Source organism: Corallococcus sp. AB049A, assembly GCF_003668885.1.
Taxonomy (GTDB): Bacteria; Myxococcota; Myxococcia; order Myxococcales; family Myxococcaceae; genus Corallococcus; species Corallococcus interemptor.
On record NZ_RAWL01000772.1, the window covers coordinates 1 to 1,730 of the forward strand.

At 73.4% G+C, this 1,730-nt stretch carries 2 protein-coding genes; both read right to left on the reverse strand.

Annotation, left to right across the window (positions count from 1 at the left end; translation table 11 throughout):
• Positions 1 to 136: 136 nt before the first annotated feature.
• Complete coding sequence (locus D7X55_RS39245) at positions 137 to 847, reverse strand: CHAP domain-containing protein (RefSeq protein WP_147470418.1); 711 nt, start codon at positions 845 to 847, stop codon at positions 137 to 139.
• A 131-nt stretch (positions 848 to 978) separates the two neighbouring features.
• On the reverse strand, positions 979 to 1,730 hold a 752-nt coding region (locus D7X55_RS39250), incomplete at its 5' end, for a hypothetical protein (protein ID WP_233610359.1).

Consider the following 1,730-nt stretch of genomic DNA (forward strand, 5'->3'; position numbering starts at 1 on the left):
GCCCCCCACCGCCCAGCGCGCCCACCGCCTCTTGCGCGGCGGCGCCTCGGGACGCACCTCGGGCGCTGCCGGCGGGACGGGTCCGGAACTCGGGGGCTCGGGCGGAGCTTCGACGGTGGACATCGGCCGGCCGTGTCTAGCGCCGCGCGCTCCGGGCGTCACCCTTCACGGCGAGCTTCGCGGAGGCCAGGCGCGGCGGCTCGGGCGAGCGCCAGCGCTCGTCCACCGACGCGAAGCCCGCCACCAGCTCCCCCGCCAGGTAGCCGCGCGTCTTCTTCCCCTTGCGGCGCAGCCAGTCGTTGAGCACGTGCCCCTTGGCGTCCTTGCGCGCCTCCGGCTGCTGCAGGTTGAAGCGCGAGCGCTTCACCAGCCCGCCCGACTTGTGCACGAACGTCACCGTGCCGTCCGCCCCCACGCGCTCCACGATGCCGATGTGCGTGAGGCCGTCATTCATGAGGCCGTCGCGGTTCTTGTCGAACGTGTTCGTGAAGAACACCAGCGCGCCCGGCTTCGGCGTGTCCGTCAGCATCCCCAGCGCGCGCGCCTTGCGGTGGATGGCCGTGACGCCGTTCTCCTCCGGGAGCACGTCGTCCGGCAGCAGGTCCAACCGCTTCTGCTGGAACGCCAGCCGCGTCATGCCCGAGCAGTCATCCGTCACCGTCGAGCTCATCTTCGCCAGCGTCGTCATCCCCACCCAGGACTTCGCCCGCCACAGTGCCCGGTCCGCCAGCTGGACCACCGGCCGTTCCTTCTTCGTCGCCGTGGCCTTGCTCGCGGCCTCGGCCGCCCCGCCCCACACCAGCGCGCTCACCAACGCGCCCACCCACACGCCTCGTCCCATGCCCACGCGACAGAGCAACCGCCGTGCCCGGCCCGCGCGGCGTGGCGCGTGTCCACCTCACGACGAAGCGCGCGCACCCTTCGGCACGAGGTGGGCAAGGAAGTTCCCACCCACGGCAAGCGCGCGCCCTGAAGCCCTCAGGGCAGGTCGTTCTCGTAGGGGTTGTCCCGCCGGGAACCCGAGGCCGCGGGCTCGATGGGCTGGCCCTCCGTGCTCGCGCGGTTGTTCCACCGCCGCGAGGGCCGGGGCGGCGGCATCTTCCCCGTGGGGGGCAGCGTGAACAGGTGCTCGTCGTGGACGGTGGGCGCCTGACGGGGCTCGGGGTCGAAGAGGGCTCGCGAGGACGGAGGCCGCTCCCCGCCGGAGGTCTGCACCGGAGCACAGCCCCGGGACGCGCACCCGGGGACGTTGGACTCGCCGGCGGGCCCCCAGGTCCGCGTGGGCCGGGGCTGCAGCCGGGTTGGAGCGTTGGGCGGCGGAAACTCGCGCGGCGGCTGGCTCTTCTCCCGGGCCTCCAGCGCGACCATCAACGGCAGCGCCAGCCCCAGGACCGCGAACTGCCCAAGGGCGCCCGGCATCCGCGAGCCCGGCGCGGGCAGCACCTGCGTGCGCAGGCTCGAAAGGATGAACGCGCCACCAATGGCCATGCACAGCGCGAGCGCGCCCCACGTCATGGCCTGCGCCGTCAGGGTGATGGAGGACAGGCGCCACGTCGTGCCCATCTCCACAGCCTCCTTCCAGGCCCGGGCCTTCCAGTCCGCCGCCGGCCCGGCCATGCCGTAGCCCACCGCGCACGCCGCCACCCACACCGCGGCGCCATGCACCTCGCGCCGCAAGAGCCACCCCTGCGTGAGGCCCACCACCACGCCCCTGTCTCTTATACAAATCT